Origin of the sequence: Micromonospora saelicesensis, from assembly GCF_900091575.1 — a bacterium.
Taxonomy (GTDB): domain Bacteria; phylum Actinomycetota; class Actinomycetes; order Mycobacteriales; family Micromonosporaceae; genus Micromonospora; species Micromonospora saelicesensis.
Genome location: NZ_FMCR01000001.1, coordinates 1,182,993 through 1,207,251, shown reverse-complemented (window position 1 = coordinate 1,207,251; position 24,259 = coordinate 1,182,993). Strand labels below are relative to the sequence as shown.

General features: G+C 71.6%; 25 protein-coding genes and 2 pseudogenes. 9 read left to right on the top strand and 18 right to left on the bottom strand.

Annotated features, from left to right (window positions below; all coding sequences use genetic code 11):
* The first annotated feature begins 103 nt into the window (after window positions 1-103).
* Window positions 104-958 (top strand): Rieske (2Fe-2S) protein, encoded by an 855-nt coding sequence (locus GA0070561_RS05735; protein ID WP_091395947.1) that lies wholly within the window; start codon window positions 104-106, stop codon window positions 956-958.
* A gap of 990 nt (window positions 959-1,948) precedes the next feature.
* Here GA0070561_RS05735 and GA0070561_RS34070 read toward each other — a convergent pair.
* The 12 genes and pseudogenes from GA0070561_RS34070 to GA0070561_RS05675 all read right to left on the bottom strand — a co-directional run.
* Window positions 1,949-3,049 (bottom strand): annotated as a pseudogene (locus tag GA0070561_RS34070) (LysM peptidoglycan-binding domain-containing protein); the annotation flags it as partial.
* A gap of 14 nt (window positions 3,050-3,063) precedes the next feature.
* Complete coding sequence (locus tag GA0070561_RS05725) at window positions 3,064-3,513, bottom strand: pilus assembly protein TadG-related protein (RefSeq protein WP_091395943.1); 450 nt, start codon at window positions 3,511-3,513, stop codon at window positions 3,064-3,066.
* Entirely contained in the window at window positions 3,510-3,977 is a 468-nt protein-coding gene (locus GA0070561_RS05720) for a TadE/TadG family type IV pilus assembly protein (RefSeq protein ID WP_091395940.1), read from the bottom strand. Before GA0070561_RS05720 ends, GA0070561_RS05725 begins: the two co-directional genes overlap by 4 nt.
* Complete coding sequence (locus GA0070561_RS05715) at window positions 3,974-4,417, bottom strand: TadE family protein (protein ID WP_091395936.1); 444 nt, start codon at window positions 4,415-4,417, stop codon at window positions 3,974-3,976. Before GA0070561_RS05715 ends, GA0070561_RS05720 begins: the two co-directional genes overlap by 4 nt.
* Window positions 4,418-4,425: 8 nt before the next feature.
* The gene (locus GA0070561_RS05710; protein ID WP_091395933.1) at window positions 4,426-4,626 is read right to left on the bottom strand and encodes a hypothetical protein; all 201 of its coding nucleotides are present in this window, start codon (window positions 4,624-4,626) and stop codon (window positions 4,426-4,428) included.
* 22 nt (window positions 4,627-4,648) lie between these two features.
* Window positions 4,649-5,521, bottom strand: coding sequence for a type II secretion system F family protein (locus GA0070561_RS05705; protein ID WP_091395930.1), 873 nt, complete (start codon window positions 5,519-5,521; stop codon window positions 4,649-4,651).
* Between the two features lie 55 nt (window positions 5,522-5,576).
* A pseudogene (locus GA0070561_RS05700) lies at window positions 5,577-6,523 on the bottom strand (type II secretion system F family protein).
* Entirely contained in the window at window positions 6,484-8,025 is a 1,542-nt protein-coding gene (locus GA0070561_RS05695; protein ID WP_091395928.1) for a TadA family conjugal transfer-associated ATPase, read from the bottom strand. Before GA0070561_RS05695 ends, GA0070561_RS05700 begins: the two are co-directional and overlap by 40 nt.
* Window positions 8,015-8,815, bottom strand: coding sequence for a CpaE/TadZ family protein (locus GA0070561_RS05690; RefSeq protein WP_091395925.1), 801 nt, complete (start codon window positions 8,813-8,815; stop codon window positions 8,015-8,017). The genes GA0070561_RS05695 and GA0070561_RS05690 overlap by 11 nt, the downstream gene beginning before the upstream one ends.
* Window positions 8,816-8,817: 2 nt before the next feature.
* Window positions 8,818-9,477, bottom strand: coding sequence for an SAF domain-containing protein (locus GA0070561_RS05685; protein WP_091395922.1), 660 nt, complete (start codon window positions 9,475-9,477; stop codon window positions 8,818-8,820).
* Complete coding sequence (locus GA0070561_RS05680) at window positions 9,474-10,409, bottom strand: hypothetical protein (protein ID WP_091395919.1); 936 nt, start codon at window positions 10,407-10,409, stop codon at window positions 9,474-9,476. The genes GA0070561_RS05685 and GA0070561_RS05680 overlap by 4 nt, the downstream gene beginning before the upstream one ends.
* On the bottom strand, window positions 10,403-10,969 hold the full coding sequence (locus GA0070561_RS05675; RefSeq protein WP_091395917.1) for a hypothetical protein: 567 nt from the start codon (window positions 10,967-10,969) through the stop codon (window positions 10,403-10,405). The genes GA0070561_RS05680 and GA0070561_RS05675 overlap by 7 nt, the downstream gene beginning before the upstream one ends.
* A gap of 797 nt (window positions 10,970-11,766) precedes the next feature.
* On the opposite strand from GA0070561_RS05675, the gene GA0070561_RS05670 reads away from it, so the two are divergent.
* Window positions 11,767-12,444 carry a prepilin peptidase gene (locus GA0070561_RS05670; protein WP_091397445.1) on the top strand — a complete coding sequence of 226 codons (678 nt, stop codon included), beginning with the start codon at window positions 11,767-11,769 and terminating at the stop codon, window positions 12,442-12,444.
* 34 nt (window positions 12,445-12,478) lie between these two features.
* Here GA0070561_RS05670 and GA0070561_RS05665 read toward each other — a convergent pair whose 3' ends face one another.
* Window positions 12,479-13,108: a phosphatase PAP2 family protein gene (locus tag GA0070561_RS05665; protein ID WP_091395914.1), complete on the bottom strand. Its 630-nt coding sequence runs from the start codon at window positions 13,106-13,108 to the stop codon at window positions 12,479-12,481.
* Window positions 13,109-13,277: 169 nt separating this feature from the next.
* Here GA0070561_RS05665 and GA0070561_RS05660 point away from each other — a divergent pair, with 169 nt between their 5' ends.
* Window positions 13,278-15,677, top strand: a complete 2,400-nt coding sequence (locus GA0070561_RS05660; protein ID WP_091395911.1) for a glycoside hydrolase family 65 protein — start codon at window positions 13,278-13,280, stop codon at window positions 15,675-15,677.
* 60 nt (window positions 15,678-15,737) lie between these two features.
* On the opposite strand, the gene GA0070561_RS05655 is transcribed toward GA0070561_RS05660, so the two are convergent.
* Window positions 15,738-16,202: a hypothetical protein gene (locus GA0070561_RS05655; protein ID WP_091395908.1), complete on the bottom strand. Its 465-nt coding sequence runs from the start codon at window positions 16,200-16,202 to the stop codon at window positions 15,738-15,740.
* 145 nt (window positions 16,203-16,347) lie between these two features.
* Here GA0070561_RS05655 and GA0070561_RS05650 point away from each other — a divergent pair, with 145 nt between their 5' ends.
* The 3 genes from GA0070561_RS05650 (at window position 16,348) to GA0070561_RS05640 (ending at window position 19,296) form a co-directional block, all read left to right on the top strand.
* Window positions 16,348-17,136 carry an SAM-dependent methyltransferase gene (locus GA0070561_RS05650; protein WP_091395905.1) on the top strand — a complete coding sequence of 263 codons (789 nt, stop codon included), beginning with the start codon at window positions 16,348-16,350 and terminating at the stop codon, window positions 17,134-17,136.
* Between the two features lie 75 nt (window positions 17,137-17,211).
* Window positions 17,212-18,372 carry a low temperature requirement protein A gene (locus GA0070561_RS05645; protein ID WP_091395902.1) on the top strand — a complete coding sequence of 387 codons (1,161 nt, stop codon included), beginning with the start codon at window positions 17,212-17,214 and terminating at the stop codon, window positions 18,370-18,372.
* A 27-nt stretch (window positions 18,373-18,399) separates the two neighbouring features.
* Window positions 18,400-19,296, top strand: a complete 897-nt coding sequence (locus tag GA0070561_RS05640; RefSeq protein WP_091395899.1) for a helix-turn-helix domain-containing GNAT family N-acetyltransferase — start codon at window positions 18,400-18,402, stop codon at window positions 19,294-19,296.
* 43 nt (window positions 19,297-19,339) lie between these two features.
* On the opposite strand, the gene GA0070561_RS05635 is transcribed toward GA0070561_RS05640, so the two are convergent.
* Genes GA0070561_RS05635 through GA0070561_RS05625 form a run of 3 tightly spaced genes read right to left on the bottom strand, consistent with a single transcriptional unit; the run spans window position 19,340 to window position 20,915 of the window.
* A complete protein-coding gene (locus GA0070561_RS05635) occupies window positions 19,340-19,723 on the bottom strand; it encodes a hypothetical protein (protein WP_141710319.1) in 384 nt (127 codons plus the stop codon).
* On the bottom strand, window positions 19,720-20,622 hold the full coding sequence (locus GA0070561_RS05630) for a class I SAM-dependent methyltransferase (RefSeq protein WP_091395894.1): 903 nt from the start codon (window positions 20,620-20,622) through the stop codon (window positions 19,720-19,722). Before GA0070561_RS05630 ends, GA0070561_RS05635 begins: the two co-directional genes overlap by 4 nt.
* Window positions 20,622-20,915, bottom strand: a complete 294-nt coding sequence (locus GA0070561_RS05625) for a hypothetical protein (RefSeq protein WP_091395890.1) — start codon at window positions 20,913-20,915, stop codon at window positions 20,622-20,624. Before GA0070561_RS05625 ends, GA0070561_RS05630 begins: the two co-directional genes overlap by 1 nt.
* A gap of 56 nt (window positions 20,916-20,971) precedes the next feature.
* Here GA0070561_RS05625 and GA0070561_RS05620 point away from each other — a divergent pair, with 56 nt between their 5' ends.
* Window positions 20,972-21,616, top strand: a complete 645-nt coding sequence (locus tag GA0070561_RS05620; protein ID WP_244166069.1) for a TetR/AcrR family transcriptional regulator — start codon at window positions 20,972-20,974, stop codon at window positions 21,614-21,616.
* A gap of 54 nt (window positions 21,617-21,670) precedes the next feature.
* Here GA0070561_RS05620 and GA0070561_RS05615 read toward each other — a convergent pair whose 3' ends face one another.
* Entirely contained in the window at window positions 21,671-22,552 is an 882-nt protein-coding gene (locus GA0070561_RS05615) for a LysR family transcriptional regulator (protein WP_091395887.1), read from the bottom strand.
* Window positions 22,553-22,689: 137 nt separating this feature from the next.
* Between GA0070561_RS05615 and GA0070561_RS05610 the strand changes: the two genes are divergently transcribed.
* Window positions 22,690-23,301: a dihydrofolate reductase family protein gene (locus GA0070561_RS05610; protein ID WP_091395884.1), complete on the top strand. Its 612-nt coding sequence runs from the start codon at window positions 22,690-22,692 to the stop codon at window positions 23,299-23,301.
* Window positions 23,298-24,242, top strand: coding sequence for a GNAT family N-acetyltransferase (locus GA0070561_RS05605; RefSeq protein WP_091395881.1), 945 nt, complete (start codon window positions 23,298-23,300; stop codon window positions 24,240-24,242). The genes GA0070561_RS05610 and GA0070561_RS05605 overlap by 4 nt, the downstream gene beginning before the upstream one ends.
* Window positions 24,243-24,259 lie beyond the last annotated feature (17 nt).

The following is a 24,259-nucleotide window of genomic DNA, read 5'->3' as shown; positions in this document are numbered from 1 at the left end:
CGGATTAGGTGAGCAGAAACTGCAAGATCGGCGGCGTGGGTGGTGCAGCAGGTTTGTCGCCGCCGACCGGTTTGCGACGGCGATCGCCGGGAAGTCGGTACTCGTGCGAGCACTTTTGACGAAAGTTGAGCAGGACTCCCGGCTGGACCGCGCGGGTGACCGGTTGCAGAAGGTCGTCCTTGGGACGCTGCGTCCACGCCGGTTGCGCGACCTGCTGCACGGGGTGACCCTCGGGCATCCGCTGCACCCGGCGATGGTGCAGGTGCCGGTCGGCGCGTGGATCAGCGCCGCGGTGCTGGACCTCATGCCCGGGCAGCGCCGGCCCGCCACCGTGCTGGTCGGTCTGGGCACCGCCAGCGCGCTGCCAGCGGCGATCGCCGGTCTGAACGACTGGGCGGCACTCGCCCGGGACCAGCGCCGGGTCGGCCTGGTGCACGCCGCCGCCAACACCGTCGGCATGACGCTCTACGCCGGCTCGTTGGCCGCCCGGCTGTCCGGCCGCCACGGCATGGGTCGCGCCCTCGGCTTCCTCGGGCTCTCCACCGTGAGCCTTGGCGCGTACATCGGGGGTCACCTGGCGTACAAGCAGGGGGCGCAGGTCAACCAGAGCATCTCCGAGCTGCACCGGATGACCGATGGCTGGCACTCGCTGGCCGACATGGCCACGCTGCCGCAACGCACCCTGATCACCCGAGAGGTGGACGACGACATCTCAGTCATCCTCTACCGGCACGGTGACGAGGTGACCGTGATGTTGGAGCGCTGCCCGCACCAGAGCGGACCGCTCGGCGAGGGTGAGGTGCAGGAGATCGACGGCCACGCCTGCGTGGTCTGCCCGTGGCACGGCAGCGCCTTCCGGCTCAACGGCGGCGAGGTCGTGCAGGGGCCGTCCGGCAACGACCAGCAGATCCTGCCCACCCGGATCCAGAACGGCGTGCTCCAGACCCGCCTGCCCTGACCGGCCTGCCTGCCCCGACCGGCCCTGCCCGACTGGCCCTGCCCGACCGACTGGCCTGCCCTGATCGTCCTGCGGTGCCTTCGACGTCGGTATCTGCCACCCGCGTCGGTGTTGTGCCAGCCCACGTCGCGGTGTGCCAGCCCGCGTCGCGGTGTGCCAGCCCACGTCGCGGTGTGCCAGCCCACGTCGCGGTGTGCCATCCCGGGACTGATGCTCCGCGCCTCGGAGGCAGTACATCCTCGACGCATATACCTGTGAGTCATTTTTATGACTCAGAGGTATATCGCTCTCCGAGACATTGCCCCCGGCCCACCCGGCACGACCCTGCCTGAGTTTGCGGAGGCCCGCACAGGGCGGCGCAGACAACAGGTCGTGCGGGCCCGCTCAGGTGCGTCGGTGTCGGCCCACCGGCGGACCATCCGGTACGGAGTCGAGGCCATGCCCGCCGTCGAACAGCCCGCCCTCGCCACCAGCACCGGCCCAGCCGTCGTCATCACTCCAGCTCCCAGGGCCGGCGGTCCCCATTCCTCCGCCGGGGGGTGCCGTGCCGCCGGAGAGGGCCATCCCGCTGCCCGGGAACGCCGTGCTTCCGGGGAAAGCCATTCCGCTACCGGCGGGTGCCGCCCCACTGCCCATCGGTGCCATCCCGCTGCCGGTAGGTGCGGCCCGGCCACCGGTAGGTGCCGCCCCGCTGCCGGTGGATGTCAATCCGTCGCCGCGAGGTGCGAAGTCGTTCCCGCCCGGTGCCGCGCCGGCCAGTGTCGCGCCGGCCGGTGTCGCGCCGGCCGGTGTCGCGCCGGCCGGTGTCGCGCCGGCCGGTGTCGCGGGAGCTTCGATGGCCGCCGCCGCCCGGCTGGCAGCCCAGGCGGCACCGCTCCCGGCCGCCCCACCACTGCCCCGCCGGCCCGCGCCGCTGCTGCCTTGGCCCGCACCACCGCTTCGGCCTGCGCCGTCGCTGCTTCGGCCCGCACCACCGCCTTGGCCCGCGCCACGGCTTCGGCCGGCGCCGGCCCGGGATGTGCGGGAGGACGCGGCCAGTCGGGGAGCCGCACCGGCGGTGGCTGGACGGCGGCGCAGCCCCAGGACTGCGCCGATCTGGGCGCCGACGATGCTTGCCACCGCCAGTACGGCGGAGACCGCCAGCGGGCGGTTCACCCGATCGGCGGCACCAGCTCGGGCTGCACCGACCGTCATCGCTGGTGGTTGGCCCGCTGACTCCGTACCGCTGGGTGGTGCCGGGGCCACCCGCGGCGGTGCGGACCGCTCGGGCGCCGGCCGGGGCGCGGGCGGCTTCTGCGCTGCCGGCCGGTCGACGAGCCGGCCGGTGGCGTGCTGCCGGGCCCCCTGGTCGGCGGCCTCCGTGGGCAGTCGGAGCAGTTGGCCGGGGCGGATCCGGTCCGGGTCGTCGAGCTTGTTCAGCTTGGCGAGCTGTCGGTAGTCCCCGAACTCGTCCAGGTACCGCTCGGCCACCTCCCCGAGGTAGTCGCCCCGTGCCACCCGGTACACCGGCGCGGCCTCGGCGTTGGCCGCCGAGGCACCGGGTGCGGCCAGCCCCGTTCCGGCCATGCCGAGCAGCCCGCCCCGGGCCACCGGCGCGGCCGTGTCGGGTGTCGTCGCGGCGCGGGTCGGCGCGGCCAGGGTGGTGACGGCCGTTGCGGTCGGACTCGCGTACACCGGAGTTCCGTAGACCGCCGCGGCGCTGGCGGCGGCCGGGCTGGCCACCAGGATCAGCGCGACCGAGCCGACCAGCGCGGCGGCTGCCTTCTGCTGGCGGCCCATCCCGGGCAGCTTCGGCGCCGGCCGGCGCAGGGTCTGTGCACCCAACTCGACGAGGACGGAGAAGGCGAACGTGGCCCAGCCGAACCAACCGGCCACGGCCAGCGCCCGCAGGAAGAGCTGACCGTCGTCACGGCTGGTCAGCGCGGTGCCCACCTCGCTGATCGTGGGGAGGTGGTCGGGCAGGGGGTTACCGGCGAAGGCGAGCAGCGCGATCGGCGCGCCGACCAGCAGCACCAGGAGCACGGCCAGCGCGCCGATGCCGGTGAGGATCCGTCCGGTCCGCCGTACGACGGACCCACCCGATACGGGCATGGCTGCCTTCCTTCCTACGGTGTTGCGGTGATGGCACGCGCGGTCGCCTCGCCGGTGACGGTGACCGCCTTCTCCTGGACGAACGGTCCGATCATCGAGCGGTGATAGGTGATGGAGACGGTCACCCGGATCAGGATTTCCCCGTCGACCTCAGGGAAGTTCACTGTGTGGCTGGCGGTGTTCACGGCGTCCAGGTAGTTGGCGACCGCATCGCGCGCCTCCGGCTCATTGATCCGCTTCGGCCCGCCCTCGATGGCGGTGGCCCGGTCGATGGCCTGACCGCCGGTCCGGGCCGCCTCGGCAGCCAGGTTCTGGGCACGTTGCAGGGTGCGGAGCTGCCCGGCGGCGTCGAAGGAGAGGCCGATGATGGCCAGTACGCCGACCATCGTCACCGCGAGGAAGATGCTCACCCGGCCGTGCTCACCTGCCACCGAGGGCCGGGCAGTCGACGTGGTGGCTGTCATTGCCGACTCCGGTAACGGTCAAGGGGGGAGGTGAACTCCGCGGAGATCAGCCGTTCACTCTCCATCCCGGGCAAGATGTCGAGGGTGATGTCCTTGAAGGACACGCGACAGCTGATCTTCACCGTCACCGTGGCGTTCGTGCCGACTGTGCTGCTGAAGGCTTTGTCGAAGCTGGACTCATTGTCGGGCGACTTGCCGGTGAATTCCGGGTCCAGGCCGTTGGCGCAGGCCAGGCCGTGCCAGTCCAGCTGTTTCTGGGCAGCCTCGCGCGCCTTTTCTTTGGCGACGTCGGAGTTCCGGGAGATCGAGGCGGCCCGGGCGGCGTCGTGCGCGGCCGCGTCGAGCGCCTCCGCCGCCACGGCGCTGCGCCCGACCACGCCGGCCAGCACCATCAGCGCGATGAACGCGGGCGCGAGCACCGCCACCTCGATGGAGACCGAGCCCCGCTCGGCGGTACGGGTCATGGCGGGGTCACCCTCTCCACCGTTCCGTGGGCGGTCTGCTGTATTGCGAAGTCCACGCCCGGCACCACGGACAGGGACCGGCCGCTCACCGTGCAGGTCACGTCGGTCGTGGTGGTCACGCAGGTCGGACCGGCCTTGTCCCAGCCCACCAGCCAACCGCCGGCGGCCTTCAGGAAGCGGGAGGCGCTGTCCACCCCGGCCCCGCTGCTCGCCTGGTACGTCCGCTGCGCGTTGACGCCACTCTGCGCGGCGTTCAACGCGGTGGAGCGGGCGAGGAAGACGGCCGCGACCTGGATCGAGGCGAAGAGCAGCACCAGGATCAGCGGCATCACTACGGCCAGCTCCACCGGGTTGGCACCCCGCTCGCGGTCGCCGGCCGCGAGGTGGCGCCGGGCGGCGGTGACCGCTCGGTTCCACCTCGGGTACGCGGCTCGACGCACGTCAGCTACTACGGGTTCGTGTGGTTCGGGATGCCGGTCATCCAGTTGTTGGCCTTGGTCAGGGCCAGGGCGGTGACGGCCATGGCGACGGCGACCAGGCCGGCGATGATCACCGCGGTGGGCACCGGGCTGTCGCCGCGCTCGCTGTCACGGCGCAGCTCGGCCAGGCGCGTCGTCACCACGACGTGCAGATAGCTGAGGATGGACATGGCGTTCTCCTTCAGGGACGGGTCAGACACGGGCGATGAACGGATAGAGGACGAACCCGAGCAGCACGAAGACGAGCAGCGCGCCCGGGATGTCGAGCTTGCTGGTCACCCCTTCGGCGCGGGCGAGGTTGTCGGTGCGGATCTGGTCGCGCAGCGAGTCGGCCCGGCTGCGCAGCGTCTCGTGCACCTGCGCGCCCTCGCTGCCGGAGGAGCGCATGATCGCGCCGACGTCGCCCAACTCCGGGATGCCGATCTTGTCGGCGAGGTCGCGCAGTTCGTCCCAGGGCGCGTGCATCTGCATCTGGGCGATCCGCAGCGACTCCTGGAGTCGGTCGAACACCCAACCGTCGCAGACCGCCGCCGCCCGCTCCAGCGACTGCACCGGCCCGTGCGCGGCGGAGAGCTGCAACGCCACCAGGTCGAGGTAGGTGCAGACGGCCTGGCGGAACTCGTCGCGGGCGGCGTTGGCCTTGGTCAGCACGGCGCGGTGCGCCAGCAGGCCGGCCAGCAGCGCCAGGCCGAGGCTGCCCAGCACCGGCACGACCACTGGGAACGGGATGCCGAGCACCCACAGCACCACCCCGAGCACCGTCGGCGTGGCCAACCCGATCAGCGCGGAGAGCAGCACCGACAACGCGTACTGCTCGGAGGTCTGACCGATCAGGGCGAGCTGCATCTGCGGCGGCCGCAACCAGCGGGACATCCCGGTCAGCCAGTCGAGCCGCCGGGACGCGGCCGTGGCCACCCGGCCGGTGCCCGGCGGCTGATGCAGTCGGCGCAGCGCGGGCCCGAGCGCCGGTGTCGCCGGCACCAGCTCCCGGACGACCAGGAAGACACCCAGACCGATCCCGGCGCCACCGCAGACCGCGAGGGCGAACTGCCAGTTCACGATCATGGGAGCCGCCGTTCGTTCGCGACTGCGGGGCTCCGCTGCGCTGCGCTCCTCGCGCTCACGCGATCACCTCGCTCGGGTTGGGCGCCGGCAGGAACCGGGCCGGCCGTTGCGGCTGGCTCATCGACCGAACCCAGGCCAGCAGGCCGATGAAGGTGGCACCGAGGGCGGCCATCACCAGCTGACCCACCGGTGTGCCGTACGGCCTGATGTACTCGGTGTTGATCAGCCCGTACGCCAGGGTCGCCAGCGTCATCCCGGTGAGGAAGCGGACCGCGAACCGGGGCTGGGTGCGCTTGGCCTCGATCTCCCGACGGGTCGCCACCTCCGCGGACGCCGCGCCGGCGATCGAACCGAGCACGTCACCCAGCCGTTCACCCCGGTCCGACAGGTGCAGGATCAGCGCCGCGACCACCTGGTCGCAGACCGGGTCGGCGATCTCGTCGGCGAACGCCAACAGCGCGGAGCGGGCCATCCAGCCGGCCTGGAGGCGGGCCGCGAGCAGCCGTACCTCGTCCTCGACGCCGGGTGGCACGCTGCCGATCGTGCCGATGATCGCCTGCTGGAGGCCCTGCCCGGTGCCGGAGACGTCCTTGAGTCGGCGGGTCCACTCGCCGACCGCCTCGATCCGGGCGATCGCCCGCTGTTCGGCCTTGCCCACCCCGAAGAGCCACGGGGTGCCGGGCACCGCCACCGCCACCAGCAGGCCCACCACCGGCAACCCGGTCAACAGGAACGCCAACGCGCCGGCGACCAGCGCGGCCACCAGCAGCGCCTGATAGGCCCGGTGCTCGGTCGGAGTGCTGCCCGGCCCGCGCCACAGTCGGCTCAGCCCCGGCCCGCTGCCCGGCCGCGGCCCGGGGGGTCGACGGGTGCCGACCAGGGCGACCACGGCCAGCAGCAGCCCGGCCACACAGGCGGCGCCGGAGACCACCGCGATCAACTCCAGGCTGTCGACCATCAGGTCACCGCCGGGCCAGTCGGGTCTGCCGAGGCCGCCGCCAGGCACCGGCACCGGCCTCGACCCACCGGGTCAGCAGCCGCGCGTCGTAGCCCACCCGCAGCAACTGGTCGCGGACCCGCTCCGGCAGGTGCCGGGGGACCGCACGACCGTCCGGGCCCGGCCCGAAGACAGTGGTGGTGGTGATCCGACCGGCTTCGCCGGCCCCGATCACCTCCTCCACATGCGAGACGAACCGGTGTTTCCGCCCGCCGATCGCGGTCTCGTCCTCGATGGTGACGTAGACGATCAGGTCGAGCGCGTTGCCGGCCATCCGGCGGGCCTGGTCGACGGTCATCTCGCGGCCGTGCGCCAGGGCCAGCTCGACGATCCGTTCACCCACACCCGCTGCGGTACGGGCGTGGATGGTGCACATCGATCCCCGGCTGGTGGTCATCGCCTGGAGCATCGGCACGATCTCCCGGGACCGCACCTCGCCCACGATGATCCGCAGGACCCCCATCCGCAGCGACAGCGGGATCAGGTCGGCGATGGTCACCTCACCGGCTGGTCGGCCGTCGAAGCCGCGCTCGCCGTGACCCTCCCGGGCCTCGAAGCTCATCACCGCGCGGTGCCGCTCCCGGCGGCGGGCCGGGAGCAGCTCTCGACTCTCCTCCAGCAGCACGTACGGCTCATCCTGCGGGATCTCGTTCATCAGCGCCCGGATGACGGTGGTCTTTCCGGCGCCGGCCAACCCGGCGACCATGATGTTCAGACCGGCGCGCATCGCCGCGCGGAGGAAGTCGCGCAGCAGCGGATCGATCATCTCGTCCAGGTCACCGCGGGCGCCCGCGAGGTCGTCGAGGCTCACGTCCAGGGTGTTGTGCTTGCGGATCACCGCGTACGGGCGGTGGCTGACCAGGAACACCGCTGCCAGCCGGCTGCCGTCGGGCAGTTGCAGGTCGAGGGTGGGCTTCACGGTGGAGAGGGACCGCTCGGTCGCGCCCGCCCGACGGGCCGCCGCCTGGAGGATCTCCACCAGCTCGGCGTCGCTGTCGGCGATCGGCTCGGCCCAGTCCACCCCACCGCCGTGCCGGGTGATGCGTACCTGGTCGCAGCCGAGGATGTGCACTTCCTCGATGGTGTCGTCGACCAGCAGCGTCTGTAGCCGCCCGAGCCCGACCAGCTCGGCGGTCACCTGGTCGAGCAGCAGGCGTTCATCGCCGGCGGCCATCGGCGTGCCGGCCCGGCGCACCGAGTCCGCGTACGCGGCGACCACGGTGACGGCGAGTCGGGCCCGCTCGGTGTCCTCCTCGTCGACTGTGAACTCCCGGCCGCGCTGCCAGAGGGTGAGCCGTTCGGTGAGTTCCCGGCGCAGCTCCCGGACCACCTGGAAGTCCATCCGGGCCCGGGGCGGCGACTCCGGCGGCGGGCTGGTCGTGGGCGTCGACTGCGGCTGCGGCCCGGACTGCTGGTGCCGGCCGTTCGGCACGGCCAGGGGCGGCGCGGTGGAGGTCACGGCCGGTGGCTGCTGGCGCGGATCGGTGGAGACCGGCTCAAACCGCATCCGGCACCCCCTGCTGCACGGGCCACGCCAACCGGGCCCGTCGCCGCTCCAGGAGCGCCCCGATCGGGACCTCCAGCGCGGCCGCCGCACGCATCAGCGGCCGACCGGCCCGCACGGTCCCGCCCAGGGCGAGCACCCCGGCGGTACGCGGATCGTGCGGCAGCCGTGCGATGACCGGCAGTTTCAGGGCACGACTGATCTCGGCCCGCCCGTGCCCATCGCCGACCAGCAGCAGCCGCAGGGTGCCCGGGGGCACTCGGTGCTCGGCGAAGTCCCGTTCGATCGCGGTGACCACAGCGCGGGTGCCGGAGAGGTCCGGCAGGTTCGCCCGGGTCACCAACAGCACCACCGAGGCGGCCCGCAGCACCGGCCACGGAGGCCCGGTCACGTGCAGCCGGCCGCAGTCGACCAGGACGTCGTAGCCGGGGGTGCCGCGGTCGAGGGCGTCGAAGTAGTCGGCGAAGCGCTGCCAGAGCGGGGTGACGCTGCCGCTCTGGGCCGGGTCGACGAGGCCGGGCAGCAGCAGCCGTTCCCGGCGGGGGGCGTCCAGGTCGACCAACTGGGACCAGAACGCGGTCTCCAGGTTGCCGTCGCGCAACTCGCCGACGGCCAGCTCTCCGATGCCGCGCGGGCCGTCCAACTGGCCGCCGAGGTATCCGGCGAGGATCGAGCCGCCGGCCGGGTCGCATTCGGCGACCACCAGCCGCCGGTGCCAGGCCAGCGCGCAGGCCAGCGACGAGGTGGTGACGCCGGGCGAACCCTTCGCGGACACCAGCGCGATGATCGCCATGCTCAGGCCGCCTCGGTCAGTACGACGGCGAGCCGTTCCTGTGCGGCGAGCGCCACCACCGCGGGCACATCACGGGTGAGTAGCGCCAGGTACAGCACCTTGTCGTCGTTGGCCGGGCTGACCATGTCGATGACGGTGGCCGTGAATCGGGTGCCGGCGGCGGCCGTGTCCGCGTCGGCATCCGTGTCCGGAGTGCTGACCAGCAGAACCTTGTCACCGGGGTGCAGTTCGCGGGCCGGCACCTGGGCGGTCTTCAGGCCGATCGCGATCTGCTGCTGGCCGGGGCCGAGCAGCGGGTCGTCGGTGACCTGTCCCAGGGTGAGCAGCGTGCCCGGAAGCAGCGCGACCGCAGCCCGTTTGCCGACCACCTCGTCGAGCCGTGCGGCGGGCACCGGGCGCAGGCCCTGGCCTCCGGCGACCTGCACGGTGACCAGGTCGGCCGCGCTGATCTCCCGGCCCACCTCCACCGGTCGGGCCACCGCCAGATAGCTGCCGGTGGCCCTTACCGAGGTGACCGCGAAGGCCGCGCCCAGCCCGCCCAGCGCGATCAGGAGGACGGCGAGGCCGAGCAGCCCGGGACGGACCCGGCGCTGGCGGACCACTGTGGGCGGGTTGACGGGAGCGTCCACCGACGGGGTCCCGTTGCGCGTCGCGAGGCTCATCTGGTGACCACCTGAAGTTCGTTGATCCTGATCTGCACGATGCCGCTTCTCCGGGTCTGCGGGATCACCCGCCTTGTGGCGTCGCTGTTGGTCCACCAGCTCACCGTCCAGTGCGTGGTGGCGGTGACGTCGTAGGTGTCTGCCTCCGGGTAGCCCTCGTCGTAGCCGCAGTCCGGGGAGGTGGCACCCGCCCGCGTGCCCGTGGCCTTGTACTCGGTGCCGGCGCCGTAGCAGGTGACCTTCTCGCCGTTGCCCATGTCCCAGACGATCCGGTCGACCTTGGCTTCGATGTAGACGGTCAGACCCCGGTCAGACTCGTCGGCGTATATCGGGCCGAAGTAGTTCTTTCCCGGCGTGGCCCACATCCACACGGGCAGGCCGACCAGGCCGGGGCCGATGTTCTTGCGGGGTGCCACCTTCAGGCGGGCCGGCAGCAGACTGATCGAGGCCAGGGCGCGACGGGCCAGCTCCTCCGGGTCCGGCGGCGCGCCGAAGCCGGCCGGCGGTTCGGCCCGCGACACCACGTCCTGGGCACCCAGGTCGCCGCCGTTGCAGGTTTGCAGGTACCACTGGTGACCCTCGGGGGGCTCGACCGACCCCTCGGTCAGCTTGTAGTAGCACCCGTCGCCGTTGTTGAACCAGCCCAGGTCCTCGTCGTAGCAGGGGATGGTCCGCCCGTTCCACTGGCAGACACCGCCACCGCCACCACCGCCGTCGTCCCCGCCCCCACCGTTGTCCCCGCCGCCCCCAGGATCACCGGGATTGCCGGGCTCGTCGTCCCAGACGCTGCAGTCGGGTTGGTCGGGTGGGCAGCCCGCACCCGGGTCGGCCCGTAGGGCGGCGGCGGCCGGCGGGGCCGCACCGACTACCAGCAGGAGCGTGAGGCCGAGCCCGGCGAGCGCCCGTCGGGTCGTCGCGGCCCGGCTCAACACGGCTGGTCCCGGTGCGTCGCGCCGTAGTTGATCAGCCAGCGGCCGTCGGGATAGCGGGTCGCGGTGGCGGTGGAGAGGTGTCTGCCGCCACCGCTGCCCGGGACCGAGCGCTTGTCCTTGGCGTAGACCAGCCGGTAGCCGGTCGTGTCCAGGCAGTCCTGGATCTCCACGGTGGCCGGCTTCGCGTCCAGGCTGACGGCGGTCACGGACGGGTCGGACTTGAACGTCCCGGTACGCATGGCGCCGTGCTCCTTAGCCTCGCGAATGGACACCCGCACCCGAGTCAAAAGTGGATCACCGAGGAACCGGGACAGTTCCGGCAAGCGCGGATCACTGCGCAGGCCCGCCGTGCGCGAGGCCGCGAGATATCCGGAGTACGCGTCAAGCGCCGCCTTTTCGGCAGCGCGTCGTTCGACGTCGGAATCGGTCCGGGGTCCGTTGTCGCGGACTTCCGTCGGCCGTTCGACCGTTTCCCGTCCGCTGGCGCAGGCGGTGACCGGCATCGCCGCCACGCCCACCAGCAGGCAGATTGCCGCTCTTCTGAGCTGCCGTCCGCGCACCGTCGAGCCTCCTCGTGGTCGCCCGGGGCGGTGACGGTTCACCGCCGCCGGGCATGCGGAAGCGCGCCCGGATCAGCACATCCGGAGCCGTTCATTGCGCTTCTGCATTCACCGTTACGGATCTTTTACAAATTCGGGGTCCTGTGTCGTCCGATGGTGAAGGTGAGGCTTGCGTCACACCCAAGGGGCGAGCATAGGCTGACGCTCGCCGATGCAACAGAGGCAATTCAAGCGAACACTCAGCGTGATGACAGGTGGTGGTGGCGGGTGTCCACACTGCGCCCCGGGCAATGGGCGAGCGAACTGTCGTTATTGATGGGGCGCCGCTGGGCCGGATGGGTTCGCCGGAGTCGCGCCACCGGTCGCGGGAGTGGGACATCGCGGTCTCATCCCGGCATTCGACCGACGCAGGCACCCTGTCGGCGGGCCGCCTCGTCCAACGGCACCCCTGACTCGGAAGCGGTCGAAAGCACCCGCGCAGGCTCCGGTCGGCAGGTCGCTTTCTGCGCCATCCGCTACACCACAGCGAGTGTTCAATCACGATCCGTGTTCACCATCGCGGGGAAGTGTCTGGCCGCTACGGAGGCGACATGGCGCTGACCGGCCCCCCGGCGGCCATCCCCGGTCGGGAAGACCCACCCGATCGGAGCCCGGCACCCCCGCCGTCCGGTGCTGCGACGGAACCCGCAAGCCAGACAACGCCCGCTCCGCCGCGCGAACGACCGGGGGGCCTCGCCTCGGCGGTGGCACGCATCCGGGTTTCGACAGTGTTCGCGATCCTCGCGATCAGCCCGCTGATGCGGATGGCTGCGCTGCGCTACGCCGTACCCCCGGGTCTGCCCAGCCGGACCGGCTGTGACGCCTGCGGCGCCCCGGTCGGCCTGACCCGTCCCTGGCCGGCGCTGGGCCCGGCAGCCCTGTGCGGTCACTGCCGCGCCCGGGTCGGCCCACCGCCGGTCACCGTCGAGGTGGCCGTGCTCGCGGCGGCGGTACTGCTGGCGCTCGCCGGTCCGCCGGGCGGGGCGCTGCCGGCGCTGATCTGGTGGCTCGGCTGGACCATCCCGGCGATCCTCGTCGACCTGGCCGTGCACCGGTTGCCGGATCGGCTCACACTGCCGGCGGCGGCCGGGACCTGGCTGCTGCTCGGCGTGGCCGCGCTCGACGCCGACCCGGGGCACTGGCTGCGAGCCGTCATCGGCGGCGCCGGGCTGGCGCTCTTCTTCGCCAGCACCGCGGTGCTGCTCGGCCGCCGCGGCTTCGGGCTGGGCGACGCCAAGCTGGCGCTCAGCGTCGGCGCGCTGCTCGGCTGGTACGGCTGGCCGGTGCTGCTGTTCGGGCTGGTGCTCACCTTCGGGCTCTCCGCCCTGGTGAGTCTGGGTCTGCTGGCCACCCGCCGGGCCAACTGGAGCACCCACCTCCCGTTCGGCCCGTTCCTGCTGCTCGGCACAACGGCGGCCCTCCTACTGGCGACCTGACCCGCCCGGCCCGAACGGCGTGGGGCGGCGGTGGTCAGGGGCGGGAGCGACTGGCCAGTTTGGGGACCGGGCTGTCGGGGCGGTTGGCCCGGCGGCGGAGGACCTCGCTGGTCGGGCGGGCCAGCAACGGGGTGACCACCACGGCGACCAGGGCGCCGAACAGCACCCCCGCGATCACGTCGTGCGGGTAGTGCACGCCCACGAAGACCCGGGAGAAGGCGCCGAGCGCGGCCAGGGGCAGCGCGATCAGGCCGAGTCGGCGGGAGAGCAGCAACGTGGTGACCGCCAGCGCACCGGCGATGGTGGCGTGGTTGCTGGGGAACGACCAGTCGCCCGGGGGTGGGCAGGCGCCGGCGATGATCTCCCGACCGATCGTCCGGCAGGGGCGGTCCTGGTCCACCACGGTCTTGAGGAACTCGCTGCCCACGTACGCCAGGAGGGCCGGCACCGGCGCGATCAGGGCGAGTGCCCGGTCGTGCGGGCCGCCGGACCGGCGGCTCAGCGCGGCCATCACCAGCAGCGCGCCGAGTAGCAGGATCACCTCCTCGGTGGCGTGTCCGACGAACCACTGCACCGGCTCTGGGCTGCCGGCGGCGGCGTCGACGACGTCGCGGTACCACTCGGCGCTGATCTCCGGAACGTCCATGCTGCCGTTGTCGACCATGCATCACCTCACTTCACGTTCATACCCTGTTCACCTTGGGCACACCCTAGGAACGCACCAGAGGGCATCGCTGCTGTCGAAGGTCAGTTGGCCTGTCAGACCTTCGTCCAGGATTCGCACAGCCCGCTCTGGTTGGCTGTTGCAGGACTCGACATCGACAGGAGGTCTCGTGCAGACCGGTTCGGCCACCGATCAACCGCAGTCCACCGCCGCTACGGCGGATGACGAGACCTGGCGGATCCGGCGCACGGCGGCCGACGTGGACCGGCTCGGCGAAACCGAGTCGATCTTCGCGTTGGGCAACGGGTGGATCGGCTGGCGGGGGGTGCTCGACGAGGGTGCACCGTGCGGGATGCCGGGCAGTTACGTCAGTGGCTTCCACGAGCGGCGTGAGCTGAGCTATCCCGAGGAGGGGTACGCGTTTCCGCAGGCCAGCGACACCGTCATCAGCGCGCCGAACGCCGCGCTGATCCGGCTCTGGGTCGACGACGAGCCGTTGGATCTCCGGACCGGGACGCTGCGCAGCCATGAACGGGTGCTCGACCTTCGTGCCGGCGTGCTGCGTCGGGAGACCGAGTGGATTTCACCGGCCGGGCGGGGCGTACGCATCCGCAGCACCCGGTTGGTGTCCCTGCCGCGTCGTCCGGTGGCCGCCGTCCGGTACGAGGTCGAGCCGTTGGACACCGCCGTCGAGCTGCGGGTCTGCTCGGACCTGCTGGCCAACGAGAAGGTGCCGGAGCGTTCGGACGACCCTCGGGCCGCCTCGGTGCCCACCGACCCGCTGACCGCCGAGACGTACCGTGCGACAGGCCTCGACGGGGTGCTGGTGCACCGCACCGAGCGCAGCAGCCAGCGAGTCGCGGTCGCGGTCAGTCACCTGCTGGATGCCCCGGGCACTGTGACCACCAGCGGTGACTGCACCCCGGACCGGGTACGGCTGACCGTGACGGGTCGCCTGCACCCGGGGGAGCGATTGCGGCTGACGAAGTTCGCCGGCTACGAGTGGGCGGCGGTCGACGCGACGCCCGCCGACGAGTTGGCCGACCTGGTCGCCGCCGAGGCGGACGCGGCGCGCGCGGACGGCTTCGACGCCCTGCTCACCGACCAACGTGCCGCCCTGGACGCGGCCTGGCAGGTCGCCGACGTGCAGCTCGACGGCGACCAGGACCTCCAGCAGGCGGTCCGGTTCGGGATGTTCCACCTGATCCAGGCCGGCCGCCCGGACTCGGAACGGACCATCTCGGCGAAGGGGTTGACCGGCAACGGCTACGACGGGCACGTCCTCTGGGACACCGAGAGCTACGTCCTGCCGGTGCTCACCTACCTGGCCCCGGCGGTGGCCCGCTCGGCGCTGACCTGGCGGCACGCCCACCTGCCGGAGGCTCGGGAACGGGCCCGCGAGCTGCGGCTGACCGGCGCCACCTTCCCGTGGCGCACCATCGGCGGCCGTGAATCATCCGGCTACTGGCCGGCGGGCACCGCGGCGCTGCACGTCAACGCCGACATCGCCGACGCGGTGTTGCGCTACCTGGCGGCAACGGACGACCAGCGGTTCCTGGCCGAGGCGGGGCTGGAACTGCTGGTGGAGACCGCCCGGCTCTGGCACGGCTTCGGGCACTGGTCGGACGAGGGTGACTTCCATCTGCATGGCGTGACCGGCCCGGACGAGTACGCCGCGCTGGTCAACGACAACGTGTTCACCAACCTGATGGCGAAGCGCAATCTGCGCGGCGCGGCGGACGCCGCCGAGGGACATCCCGAGCTGGCCGGCCGGCTCGGCGTGGACCGCGCCGAGGTGACCGGCTGGCGGGCCGCCGCCGACGCCATGTTCATCCCGTACGACCACGAGCGCGGCGTGCACCAGCAGGCCGCCGGCTTCACCCAACAGCCCGAGTGGGACTTCGCGAACACCGGCGACGACGACTACCCGCTGCTGCTGCACTTCCCGTACCTGGAGCTGTACCGCAAGCAGGTGGTGAAGCAGGCCGATCTGGTGCTGGCGATGCAGCTCTGCCCCGGTGAGTTCACCGCCGACGAGAAGGCCCGCAACCTGGCCTACTACCAGGCCCGCACGGTCCGCGACTCGTCGCTGTCGGCGGCACCGCAGGCCGTGCTGGCCGCCGAGGTCGGGCACCTGGATCTGGCGTACGACCTGTTCGCCGAGTCGGTCCTGCAGGACCTGGCCGACCTGGGCGACAAGACCGCCGACGGGCTGCACCTGGCCTCGCTGGCCGGCGCGTGGCTGGCGCTGGTGCAGGGCTTCGGTGGGCTGCGCGACGACCGGGGGGTGCTCTCCTTCGACCCCCGGCTGCCGCGCCGGATCGACCGGCTGGCGTTCAGCCTGCGCTGGCGCGGCCACCGGCTGCGGGTCACGTTGACTCCGGCCGAGGCCCGCTTCGAGCTGCCCGACGCCGCCGCGGATGCCGAGGTCGAGCTGTGGCACCACGGCGAGTCGCTGCGGATCACCGGCGCGGAACCGGTCACCCGGCCGATGCCGCCGGTGCCCGACCCCGGCCCGGAGCCACCCTCCCCGCCCGGTCGCCGCCCCACCCGCCGCTCAGCCGACTGAGCCGCCCCGACCGGCTCAGGGGCCGCCCCGGCTTCGGCTCAGGTCGGCGCGGGCTTCAGCTCAGGTCGGGGCGGGACCGCCGGCCATCCGCTCGCGGACGGCCTCCAGCGCCTCGAAGGCGTACGCCCAGTTGTGGCACTTGAAGCTGCGCAGACCGTCGATCGCGGTGTGACAGTCGGAGCAGCGCACCCCGGCGATGGCATCCGGAATCTCGGTGTTGACGTACTTGCGCTCGCCCAGGATGACCGTGGCGATCATGGCCTTGTCGTGCAGGCCGGAGAGCGCCGACGAGACGATGTCGTACCAGGTGACCCGCCGGCGGCACTTCGGGCAGTCGGGTTCGTCGCCGCTGACCCAGAGGGGTGCGCCGATGCTGCGCGCCGGCATGCCGAGCAGTTTCTCCAGCCGCCGGACGTCCGACTCGGGGGTGGTCCAGCGGTGTCGGCCGGGCAGTGATGCGGGCGAATCGTACACGGCGCGGAACAGGTCGTGGTCGACCTGCACGGTCTCGCGCTGATTGGTCATCGGCGTCCCTCCTCGTTGAGTCGGTGCCCCCACCGTGGTCAGCGGTGACCATGGGCGCAGCCGGATCAACGACACGAGGGGTCAGCGGGTCGTCGCCGCAGGTGTTAGACATCGAGTTCCGCTCCCGCCGCCGAAGGGATCCCGCATGACCGATCAGCCGGCACCTGACGTCACCACCCGACCCAACGTCGCCCGGATGTACGACTACTTCCTCGGGGGCAGCCACAACTTCCCGGCCGACCGGGCCGCCGCCGACCGGGTGCTGGAGATCTTCCCGGAGACCGGGGTCGCCGCTCAGACCAACCGGCACTTCCTGCGCCGAGCCGTCCGGTACGCCGCCGAGCAGGGCGTACGCCAGTTCCTGGACATTGGCGCCGGGTTGCCCACCCAGGACGCCGTGCACGAGGTGGTGCGGGCCGTGGCGCCCGACGCGCGGGTGGTCTACGTCGACTACGACGAGGTGGCCGTCGGGTACGCCCGGCAGTTGCTGACGGGCGTACCCGGCACCGCTGTCGTTCAGGGCGACCTGCGGCGGCCGGACGAACTGCTGGCCCACCCGGACGTGCGGGCCACTCTCGACCTGGACCAACCGGTGGCGGTGCTGCTCCTCGCGGTGCTGCACTTCGTGCCGGACCAGGACGACCCGTGGGGGGCGATCGCCCGGCTGCGCGACGCCACAGTGCCCGGCAGTCACCTGGTGCTGTCCCACCTGACGTTGGACGGCATCCCGCCGGAGTTGGCCGAGCGCGGCCAGGCCGTCTATCGCAACAGCAGCGCCCCGCTGGTGCCCCGGACGCGCGCCGAGACGGCACGCTTCTTCGCCGGGTACGACCTGGTGGAACCCGGCCTGGTCGCCGCCACCCGGTGGCGACCGGACGGCGAGCCGGAGACCGTGGACGCCCACGGGTACGCGGGGGTCGGCGTCCGCCGCTGACAGCGCTTTCGCCTCCGGTGGCCGGCCTCGGGTGGTACGACGGACGCAGGGCGTGCGCCAGCGGGAGGAGCGCCGATGGCGAGCAGACCCGAACGGCTGCTGCGGGGCGGTGACTCACCGCTGAGCGCGTCGTTCCTGGAGCTGTTCTTCGATCTGGCGTTCGTACTCGCCCTCAGTCAGTTGGCCGCCCACCTGCTGCACGACCTCAGCGTGGCCGGCGCGCTGCACACCGCACTGCTGTTGACCGGCGTCTGGTGGATCTGGGTGACCACCACCTGGTTCGCGGACTGGTACGACCCGGAGAGCCCGGCGGTTCGGTGGCTGTTGGTGGGTTCCGCGCTGGGCAGCCTGCTGACCGGGGTGGCGATCCCGCAGGCGCTGGACGGGCGGGGCCTGCTCTTCGCCGGCGCGTACGTCTCGGTGCACATCGCCCGGGGCGTGGTCACCGCCGTCGGGCTGCGAGGTCACCCGCGGCAGATCCGGACGCTGCGCATCCTCTGCTGGTTCAGCGTCTCCGCCGTACCGTGGCTCGCCGGTGGGTTTCTGCCGCAGTGGCGGGTGCCGCTCTGGCTGCTCGCCCTCGCCCTCGACCTCACCGGTCCGCGACTCCGCTGGCCCACGCCGGGGATGGGCCGGACCAGGCGGGAGGAGCTGCACCTGGCCGGTGAGCACTTCGCCGAGCGGTACCAGCAGATCATGATCATTGCGCTCGGCGAACTCGTTCTGGTCGCCGGCCTCTCGTACGCCGGCACCGACCTTCACTTCCCGCAGACTGTGGCGTTCCTGCTGGTCTTCGCCACCGCGGTGCTGATCGGTCTGCTCTACGTCACGCCCGCCGGCCAGCGCCTCGGCCCGGCCATCGAGCGCGCCGACCCGGCCTGGCTCGGCGTCATCACCGGATACCTGCACCTGGTGATGATCGCCGGGCTGGTGGTCACCGCCGTCGGGGCCGAACTGAGCATCGCCCACCCCATGGAGACCGGTGACACGACGGCGGTCCTGGTCATCCTGAGCGGCCCGACGCTGTTCCTCGTCGGACGGATCCTCTTCTCGGCGGCGATCCACCGGCGACTCTCCTGGCCCCGGGTCGCCGCCCTTGTCGTGCTGGCCGCAGCGGCGGCCGTGCTGCGGCTGCCGCTGGTGGTGGTCAGCGCGGTCGCCACCGGGGTGGCGCTCGCGGTGGTCGTCCTGGACCACGCTGGGATCGGGTCCTACCGCCACCGAGCTGGCGCGTAGTCGAGAAGCCTGACTAAAGTCAGGTATATGGACTCGGCTCTCATCGCAGCGGTGCGGCGGTTCAACCGGACGGTCACCCAACGGGTGGGTGCGCTCGACGACGAGTACATGGCCCAGGGGCGTCCCCTGGGGCAGGCTCGGCTGCTCTGGGAGATCGGCCCCGCCGGTGCCGAGATCGCCGCGCTGCGGGCCCGGCTCGGGCTGGACTCCGGATACCTCAGCCGACTCCTGCGCACCCTGAAGAACGACGGCCTCATCGCCGTCGGACCGGCCGACCAGACCGGCGGCGACGGCCGCGTCCGTGTCGCCACCCTCACCGACGCCGGCCGGACCCAGTGGGCCGACCTCGACCAGCGGTCGGACGATCTCGCCGCCTCGATCCTCGAACCGCTCACCGAACACCGTCGCGAACGACTCGTCACCGCCATGGCCGAGGTCGAACGGCTGCTCATCAGCTCGATGGTCGTCATCGAGCCATGCCCGCCGAGCGACCCGCGAGCCCGCGCGTGTCTGCGGGCCTACGCCCGCGACATCGCGCGACGATTCGACGACGGGTTCGACCCCGCACTGAGCAACCCGGTCCACGACGAAGCGCTCGTTCCGCCCAACGGGGTGCTCCTGCTCGCCACCCTCAACAGCGAACCGATCGGCTGCGGCGCGGTCAAACTCCACGGCGACGCGCCCGCCGAGATCAAACGCGTGTGGGTGGCCGACACCGTACGTGGGCTCGGCGTCGGGCGGCGGCTACTGGGCGAGCTGGAACGGTACGCCGCCGAGCGCGGCGCGACAGCGGTCCGGCTGGACACCAACCGCAACCTCACCGAGGCGATCGCCCTGTACCGGGCGACCGGTTACCGGGAGATCGAGGCGTACAACACCGAGCGCTACGCCCACCACTGGTTCGAGAAGCAGTTGGGGCACTGACGGCCCCCAACCGTCCGGTGATCAGGCGCCGCGTACGCGGCGGCTACAGCCGCTCGAAGCTCTCCATGCCGGCGAGTTTCAGCACCTCGGTGCGGGTCGCCGGGCATTCCTTGCGGGTCTGGTCGTCGATCTCACGGCCGTTGGGCACCGGGCCCTGCTTCTCGTACCAGGAATAGAGGTTCACGGTGAGGTTCGCCATCGCGCCCGTCTCGGACCCGATCCCCTTGAGGGTCGGCACCTGGCCGTCCAGGTAGGCGCACACTTCCTTCGCCGACACCGGGGACCCGCCGGCCGGAGCGGATACGGCCGCGCTGGTCGATCCTGTCGTGTTCGGCGCCGAAGCGGGCTCGGGTGCGTCGGCCTCGGTGCACGCCGTCAGGGCGAGCACGAGGCAGATTGCTGGTGCGAGCGGTCGGAACGTACTCATTGGATTTTTTCCTCACGGGGTTCGTGGTGGGTAGGGGTTCCGGCGGCGTTCGCGGTGACGAGCCAGAGGCCGGTGGGCAGCCGGTAGCCGACGCCAGGCTCACGGAACCGGCCGAGCAGCCGGGCGACCCCCGCCCGGGCCGAAGCCTGACCAGCCGGCGGAGCCGTCCGGTACGCGGCACCGGCCGGGCCGACCTCGATGAGCCATTCGGCCACCGCGTCGGCGTCGTCCGGAGTTTCCAGGGCGACATCGACCTGTGTGGTCGTGACGGCGGCGAAGCCGGCGGTGGTGAGGATCCGGACGAGCCGCGCCGGGTCGGCGAACGCGAACGGGCCGGGCTCGTCACCGACCGGGAGCGGTGGTAACGGCCCGAGATGCGGCGCGGCGCCGAGCATCGCCGCGGACAGCCACGGGTTGACGCCGCTGTCGCGAAAGACGGTCGCGGCGAGGCGCCCTCCCGGGCGTAGTGATCGCCGGATCGTGCGGCAGCCGGCAACCGGGTCCGCCAACAGCATCAGGGTCATTCGTGAGAACGCCGCGTCGAACGGGGCACCGGGCACGACATCGAGAGTCTCGATGTCGGCCACGTGAAACCGGATGCCCGGGTACCCCTCGGTGGGGAACCGGCGCCGAGCGGCCGTCACCATCGCCTCGTCGATGTCGACACCGATCGCCGCGCCGGTCCCGCCGACTGCGGCGGCGATCTCGGCCGTGGTGCCGCCGCAGCCGCACCCCACATCGAGGATTCGTTCGGCGGGTCGTGCGGCCAGTCGATCCATTGCCGCCGCGCCCAGCGGTCGACCGGTCTCGTCCTGCCGGTCGGCGTGGCGAATCCAGCCAGCTGCCGCTCCCGCCCAGAAAGCGGCGCCGCGGGCCCGCAGGGTGGCGGTGTCGGTCATCAGAACGGCATCTCGGCGCCGTCGACGCTCATCGAGCGGAAGTGAGCCGCCTTCGTCGGGTCGAAACCCTCCTCCTGTGCCGCCAAGCCAGCAGCCCGGACCAGCCGTTCGGACTGGAAACGGCGGAATGCCGCTTCGTCCTGCCAGATGTTGATGATCCGCCAGCCGTCCTCTGTCGGCCCGGCGACATGGGCGAGGAGGCCCGGTGGACGGTCCGGGCCGAGGTGTCGTTCCACCTGCCGGTATTCCGCCTCGCTGACGCCGGGCATCTCCTGCAACACACCGAACGGCATGGCCGTCACCTCTCGATAGAGTGAGCCTCTATCCAATAGAGCACTACACTTGAGAGGTGGTTGTCAAGAGACGTTATGACTCTTCCCGCCGACAGGAGCAGGCCCGACAGACCCGGCGAGCGATCCTCAAAGCGGCTGGTCGGCTGTTCGTCGACCCTGGCTACGCGGCCACACCGCTGACCGCTGTCGCCGTGGAGGCCGGCGTCGCGGTCCAGACCCTGTACGCGGTGTTCGGCAGCAAGCGGCAGCTGCTCTCCCAGTTGGTCGACGTCACCCTGGCCGGCGACGACGAACCGGTGGCCCTGCCGGACCGGCCCTTCGTCGCCGAGATCCGGGCACTCACCGACCCTCGGGCCAAGCTCACCCGTTACGCCCGCCACCTGGCCGAGGTCAACGCCCGGCAGGCCCAGGTGATGCTCGCGCTGGCCGGCGCGGCCACGGCCGACCCGGACGCCGCCGAGATCTGGCGCAAGAACGTCGACGACCGCCGCCGCGGCATGGCCATGTTCGCCGCCGAACTCGTCGGCACGGGAGGCGTACGCCCCGACCTGGGCGTCGATCAGGTGGCCGACATCCTCTGGTTGGCCCAGGACGTCCGCAACTTCGACTGGCTCGTCCGGCAACGCGGATGGGCGATCGAGCAGTACCAGCGGTGGTATGTGGACACGGTCAGCGGCGCGATCATCGCCGGCGCCGAATAGCGGAAAGCGCTGGTCATGGCGTGCTGCCGAGGCTTGGCCCGCCGGCGCGGCGGGCTATTCGACGCAGTGGAGGCCCTGCGCGATGCCGGCGAAGGATCGAATGAGTTCCGTCTCGCCTCCGGTCCGCCAGATCAGCCCCCACCGGCCCGGCGGTGCGTCGTGGATGGGCACGTAGGCGATGTCCGGCCGCGCGTAGTAGCGGGCGGCCTGGGCGTGCACGGGCGAGACGGCTTCGCCAGTGACGAGGATCGGGATCATCTCCTGGAAGTTGGAGACCGACGGGCCGATCGGGATCAACCGTCCGCTGGGTGTGCGTACGGGCACCAGGATCTCCCGCCAGTAGTCCGGCCGGGCCCCGCCCATGACCGTCTCGTCCGCCAGGTCCTCGTAGGAGACCGATTTCCGGCCGGCCAGCCGGTGGGTTGCGCCGACGGCCAGCACGATGGGTTCGGTGTAGATCACCGGGCCGACGGTGAGGTCCGGCTCCTTGACGGGCAGCCACACGATCTGCACGTCGATGTCGCCGGCGCGCAGCCGACCGAAGGGATCGCCGAAGTCGACATGCCGGAGCTGCACCTCGCACTCAGGGTGGTCCTTCGCGAACCCGTCGAACAACTCGCGGAAATCGTGGAGGTTGACGGCGATCGACCCGACCCGCAGCACCCCGGTCTTGCCGCGGGCGGCGAGCCTGGCCCGGTCCATGCCCTCGTGCAGACCTCGGTACATGGGCTGAATGTCGTCGAAGAGCCGTTGGCCGATCGGTGTGAGCATCACCTGCCGGCTGTTCCGCTCGAACAGCGCGGCCCCGATCCGACGTTCCTGCTTCTTGATCGCCTGGCTGACCCGGGCCTGGGTCACGTGCAGCCGTTCGGCGGTGCGGGTGAAGTGCAGTTCCTCCGCCAGGGTCAGAAAGATCTCGATGTCGCGGAGTTCCATGTGCTGTTCCCGATCCACCCATTAGCGAAGGGTTATGGCACGTTACCAGTTGTGATCTTGTAGCCCGGTGCCTCGCCGGGCAGGCTGATGGACGTCGTCGCCGAACAGCATCCGGCAGCCTGAACGAGGAGATCGTCGTGCGCAAGCTCGTGTATTACATCGCCGCCACCCTGGACGGCTTCATCGCCGGTCCCGACGGCGCCGACCCCACCGGCCCGGACGGCTTCTGGCCCATCCCGGACGACTACCTGCACCACCTGGTCAGCGAATATCCGGAGACCCTCCCCGGTCCGGCCCGGCAGGCGTTCGGCATCACCGACCAGGGCAGCCGGTTCGACACCGTGCTGGAAGGGCGCCACTCGTACGAGGTGGGCCTGAAGGCCGGCGTGACCGACGCGTACCCGCACCTGCGCCACCTGGTGTTCTCCCGCACGCTGGGCAGCAGCCCGGACCCGGCCGTCGAGGTCATCGGCCAGGACCCGATTGCCACGGTACGAGAGCTGAAGCGGCACGACGGCAAGGACGTGTGGGTGATCGGCGGCGGTGCGCTGGCCGGTGCCCTCTACTCCGAGATCGACCAGCTGATCATCAAGCTTGCCCCGTTGACCATTGGCGCCGGCATCCCGCTCTTCGGCCGCGACGCCGTCTTCGCACCACGCACCTGGCGCCTGACCGACCACACCGTTCTGGACAGTGGCGCTCTCTTCCTCACCTACACGCGCACACAGACCGGAAACGAGTCCGCATGAGAACGTCCCATGACACCGTCACGATCCGTCCCATCACCGGGCCGGACGAGATCCCCCTGTTCAACCGCCTGCCGTACACCATCAATCACGAGCTCGACGACGACCTTGCCGACAAGCGCCGGCGACCGGAGTGGATGTGGGTGGCAGTGCGCGGCGACCGACTGCTGGCCAGGGTCGCCTGGTGGGGCCGCAGCGGCGACGACACTCCGCTGCTGCTGGACGTCCTCGACGTCGACGACACCGCCGAGGACCTGACCGAGGTGGCGCAGACGCTGTACGAGACCGCCGCGAAGCAGGTCCTGGCACCCGGCGCGGTCCCTCCCGAATACGGCCGCTTCATCCCGGCGGACTGGCGCGAGAACCCGGACACGTACCGGGCGGTGTGCACCAGGATGGGCGTCCTCGAGAGCACCGGCGCACGGCTGACTGTCGAACGCCTACGCCTGGAATGGCGCCCCGCGGCCGGCCTGCCCACGCCCGACCGGCGACTGGCCTTCCGCCCGGCCCTGGACACCGACGAGCTGGTCGCACTGATGACCCGCGCACTGGACGGGACCCTGGACGCGCACAGCCGTACCGACCTGGCACAGATGTCGCCGCACGAGGCCGCGCTCAAGCACTACGAGCAGGAACTGGCCACGTACTCCAGCCCTCGTGAGTGGTGGCGCATCGGCACGTTGGGCGAGAACGGCGAGCCCGTCGGGTTCGTCGTTCCGGCCCGCAACGCCTACCACCCGGTGATCGCCTACCTCGGCGTCGTTCCGGAGCACCGGGGCCACGGCTACGTCGACGGTCTCCTCGCCGAAGGCACCCGAACCCTGGCCGCGGAGGACGTCCCACGCATCCGCGCGGCCACCGACCTGGGCAACGTGCCCATGGCAGAGGCCTTCGCCCGTGCCGGTTACGTCAACTTCGAGCGGGCCATCAACATGGCCTGGTAGCGCGAGCGGTCGGCTGC

Excerpts from the sequence above, each read along its gene's own strand:
- GA0070561_RS05725 (WP_091395943.1), bottom strand. The coding sequence starts at position 3,513 with ATGACAGCCACCACGTCGACTGCCCGGCCCTCGGTGGCAGGTGAGCAC.
- GA0070561_RS05720 (WP_091395940.1), bottom strand. The coding sequence starts at position 3,977 with ATGACCCGTACCGCCGAGCGGGGCTCGGTCTCCATCGAGGTGGCGGTG.
- GA0070561_RS05710 (WP_091395933.1), bottom strand. The coding sequence starts at position 4,626 with ATGTCCATCCTCAGCTATCTGCACGTCGTGGTGACGACGCGCCTGGCC.
- GA0070561_RS05705 (WP_091395930.1), bottom strand. The coding sequence starts at position 5,521 with ATGATCGTGAACTGGCAGTTCGCCCTCGCGGTCTGCGGTGGCGCCGGG.
- GA0070561_RS05695 (WP_091395928.1), bottom strand. The coding sequence starts at position 8,025 with ATGCGGTTTGAGCCGGTCTCCACCGATCCGCGCCAGCAGCCACCGGCC.
- GA0070561_RS05690 (WP_091395925.1), bottom strand. The coding sequence starts at position 8,815 with ATGGCGATCATCGCGCTGGTGTCCGCGAAGGGTTCGCCCGGCGTCACC.
- GA0070561_RS05685 (WP_091395922.1), bottom strand. The coding sequence starts at position 9,477 with ATGAGCCTCGCGACGCGCAACGGGACCCCGTCGGTGGACGCTCCCGTC.
- GA0070561_RS05670 (WP_091397445.1), top strand. The coding sequence starts at position 11,767 with ATGCGGATGGCTGCGCTGCGCTACGCCGTACCCCCGGGTCTGCCCAGC.
- GA0070561_RS05665 (WP_091395914.1), bottom strand. The coding sequence starts at position 13,108 with ATGGTCGACAACGGCAGCATGGACGTTCCGGAGATCAGCGCCGAGTGG.
- GA0070561_RS05655 (WP_091395908.1), bottom strand. The coding sequence starts at position 16,202 with ATGACCAATCAGCGCGAGACCGTGCAGGTCGACCACGACCTGTTCCGC.
- GA0070561_RS05650 (WP_091395905.1), top strand. The coding sequence starts at position 16,348 with ATGACCGATCAGCCGGCACCTGACGTCACCACCCGACCCAACGTCGCC.
- GA0070561_RS05645 (WP_091395902.1), top strand. The coding sequence starts at position 17,212 with ATGGCGAGCAGACCCGAACGGCTGCTGCGGGGCGGTGACTCACCGCTG.
- GA0070561_RS05640 (WP_091395899.1), top strand. The coding sequence starts at position 18,400 with ATGGACTCGGCTCTCATCGCAGCGGTGCGGCGGTTCAACCGGACGGTC.
- GA0070561_RS05635 (WP_141710319.1), bottom strand. The coding sequence starts at position 19,723 with ATGAGTACGTTCCGACCGCTCGCACCAGCAATCTGCCTCGTGCTCGCC.
- GA0070561_RS05630 (WP_091395894.1), bottom strand. The coding sequence starts at position 20,622 with ATGACCGACACCGCCACCCTGCGGGCCCGCGGCGCCGCTTTCTGGGCG.
- GA0070561_RS05625 (WP_091395890.1), bottom strand. The coding sequence starts at position 20,915 with ATGCCGTTCGGTGTGTTGCAGGAGATGCCCGGCGTCAGCGAGGCGGAA.
- GA0070561_RS05615 (WP_091395887.1), bottom strand. The coding sequence starts at position 22,552 with ATGGAACTCCGCGACATCGAGATCTTTCTGACCCTGGCGGAGGAACTG.
- GA0070561_RS05605 (WP_091395881.1), top strand. The coding sequence starts at position 23,298 with ATGAGAACGTCCCATGACACCGTCACGATCCGTCCCATCACCGGGCCG.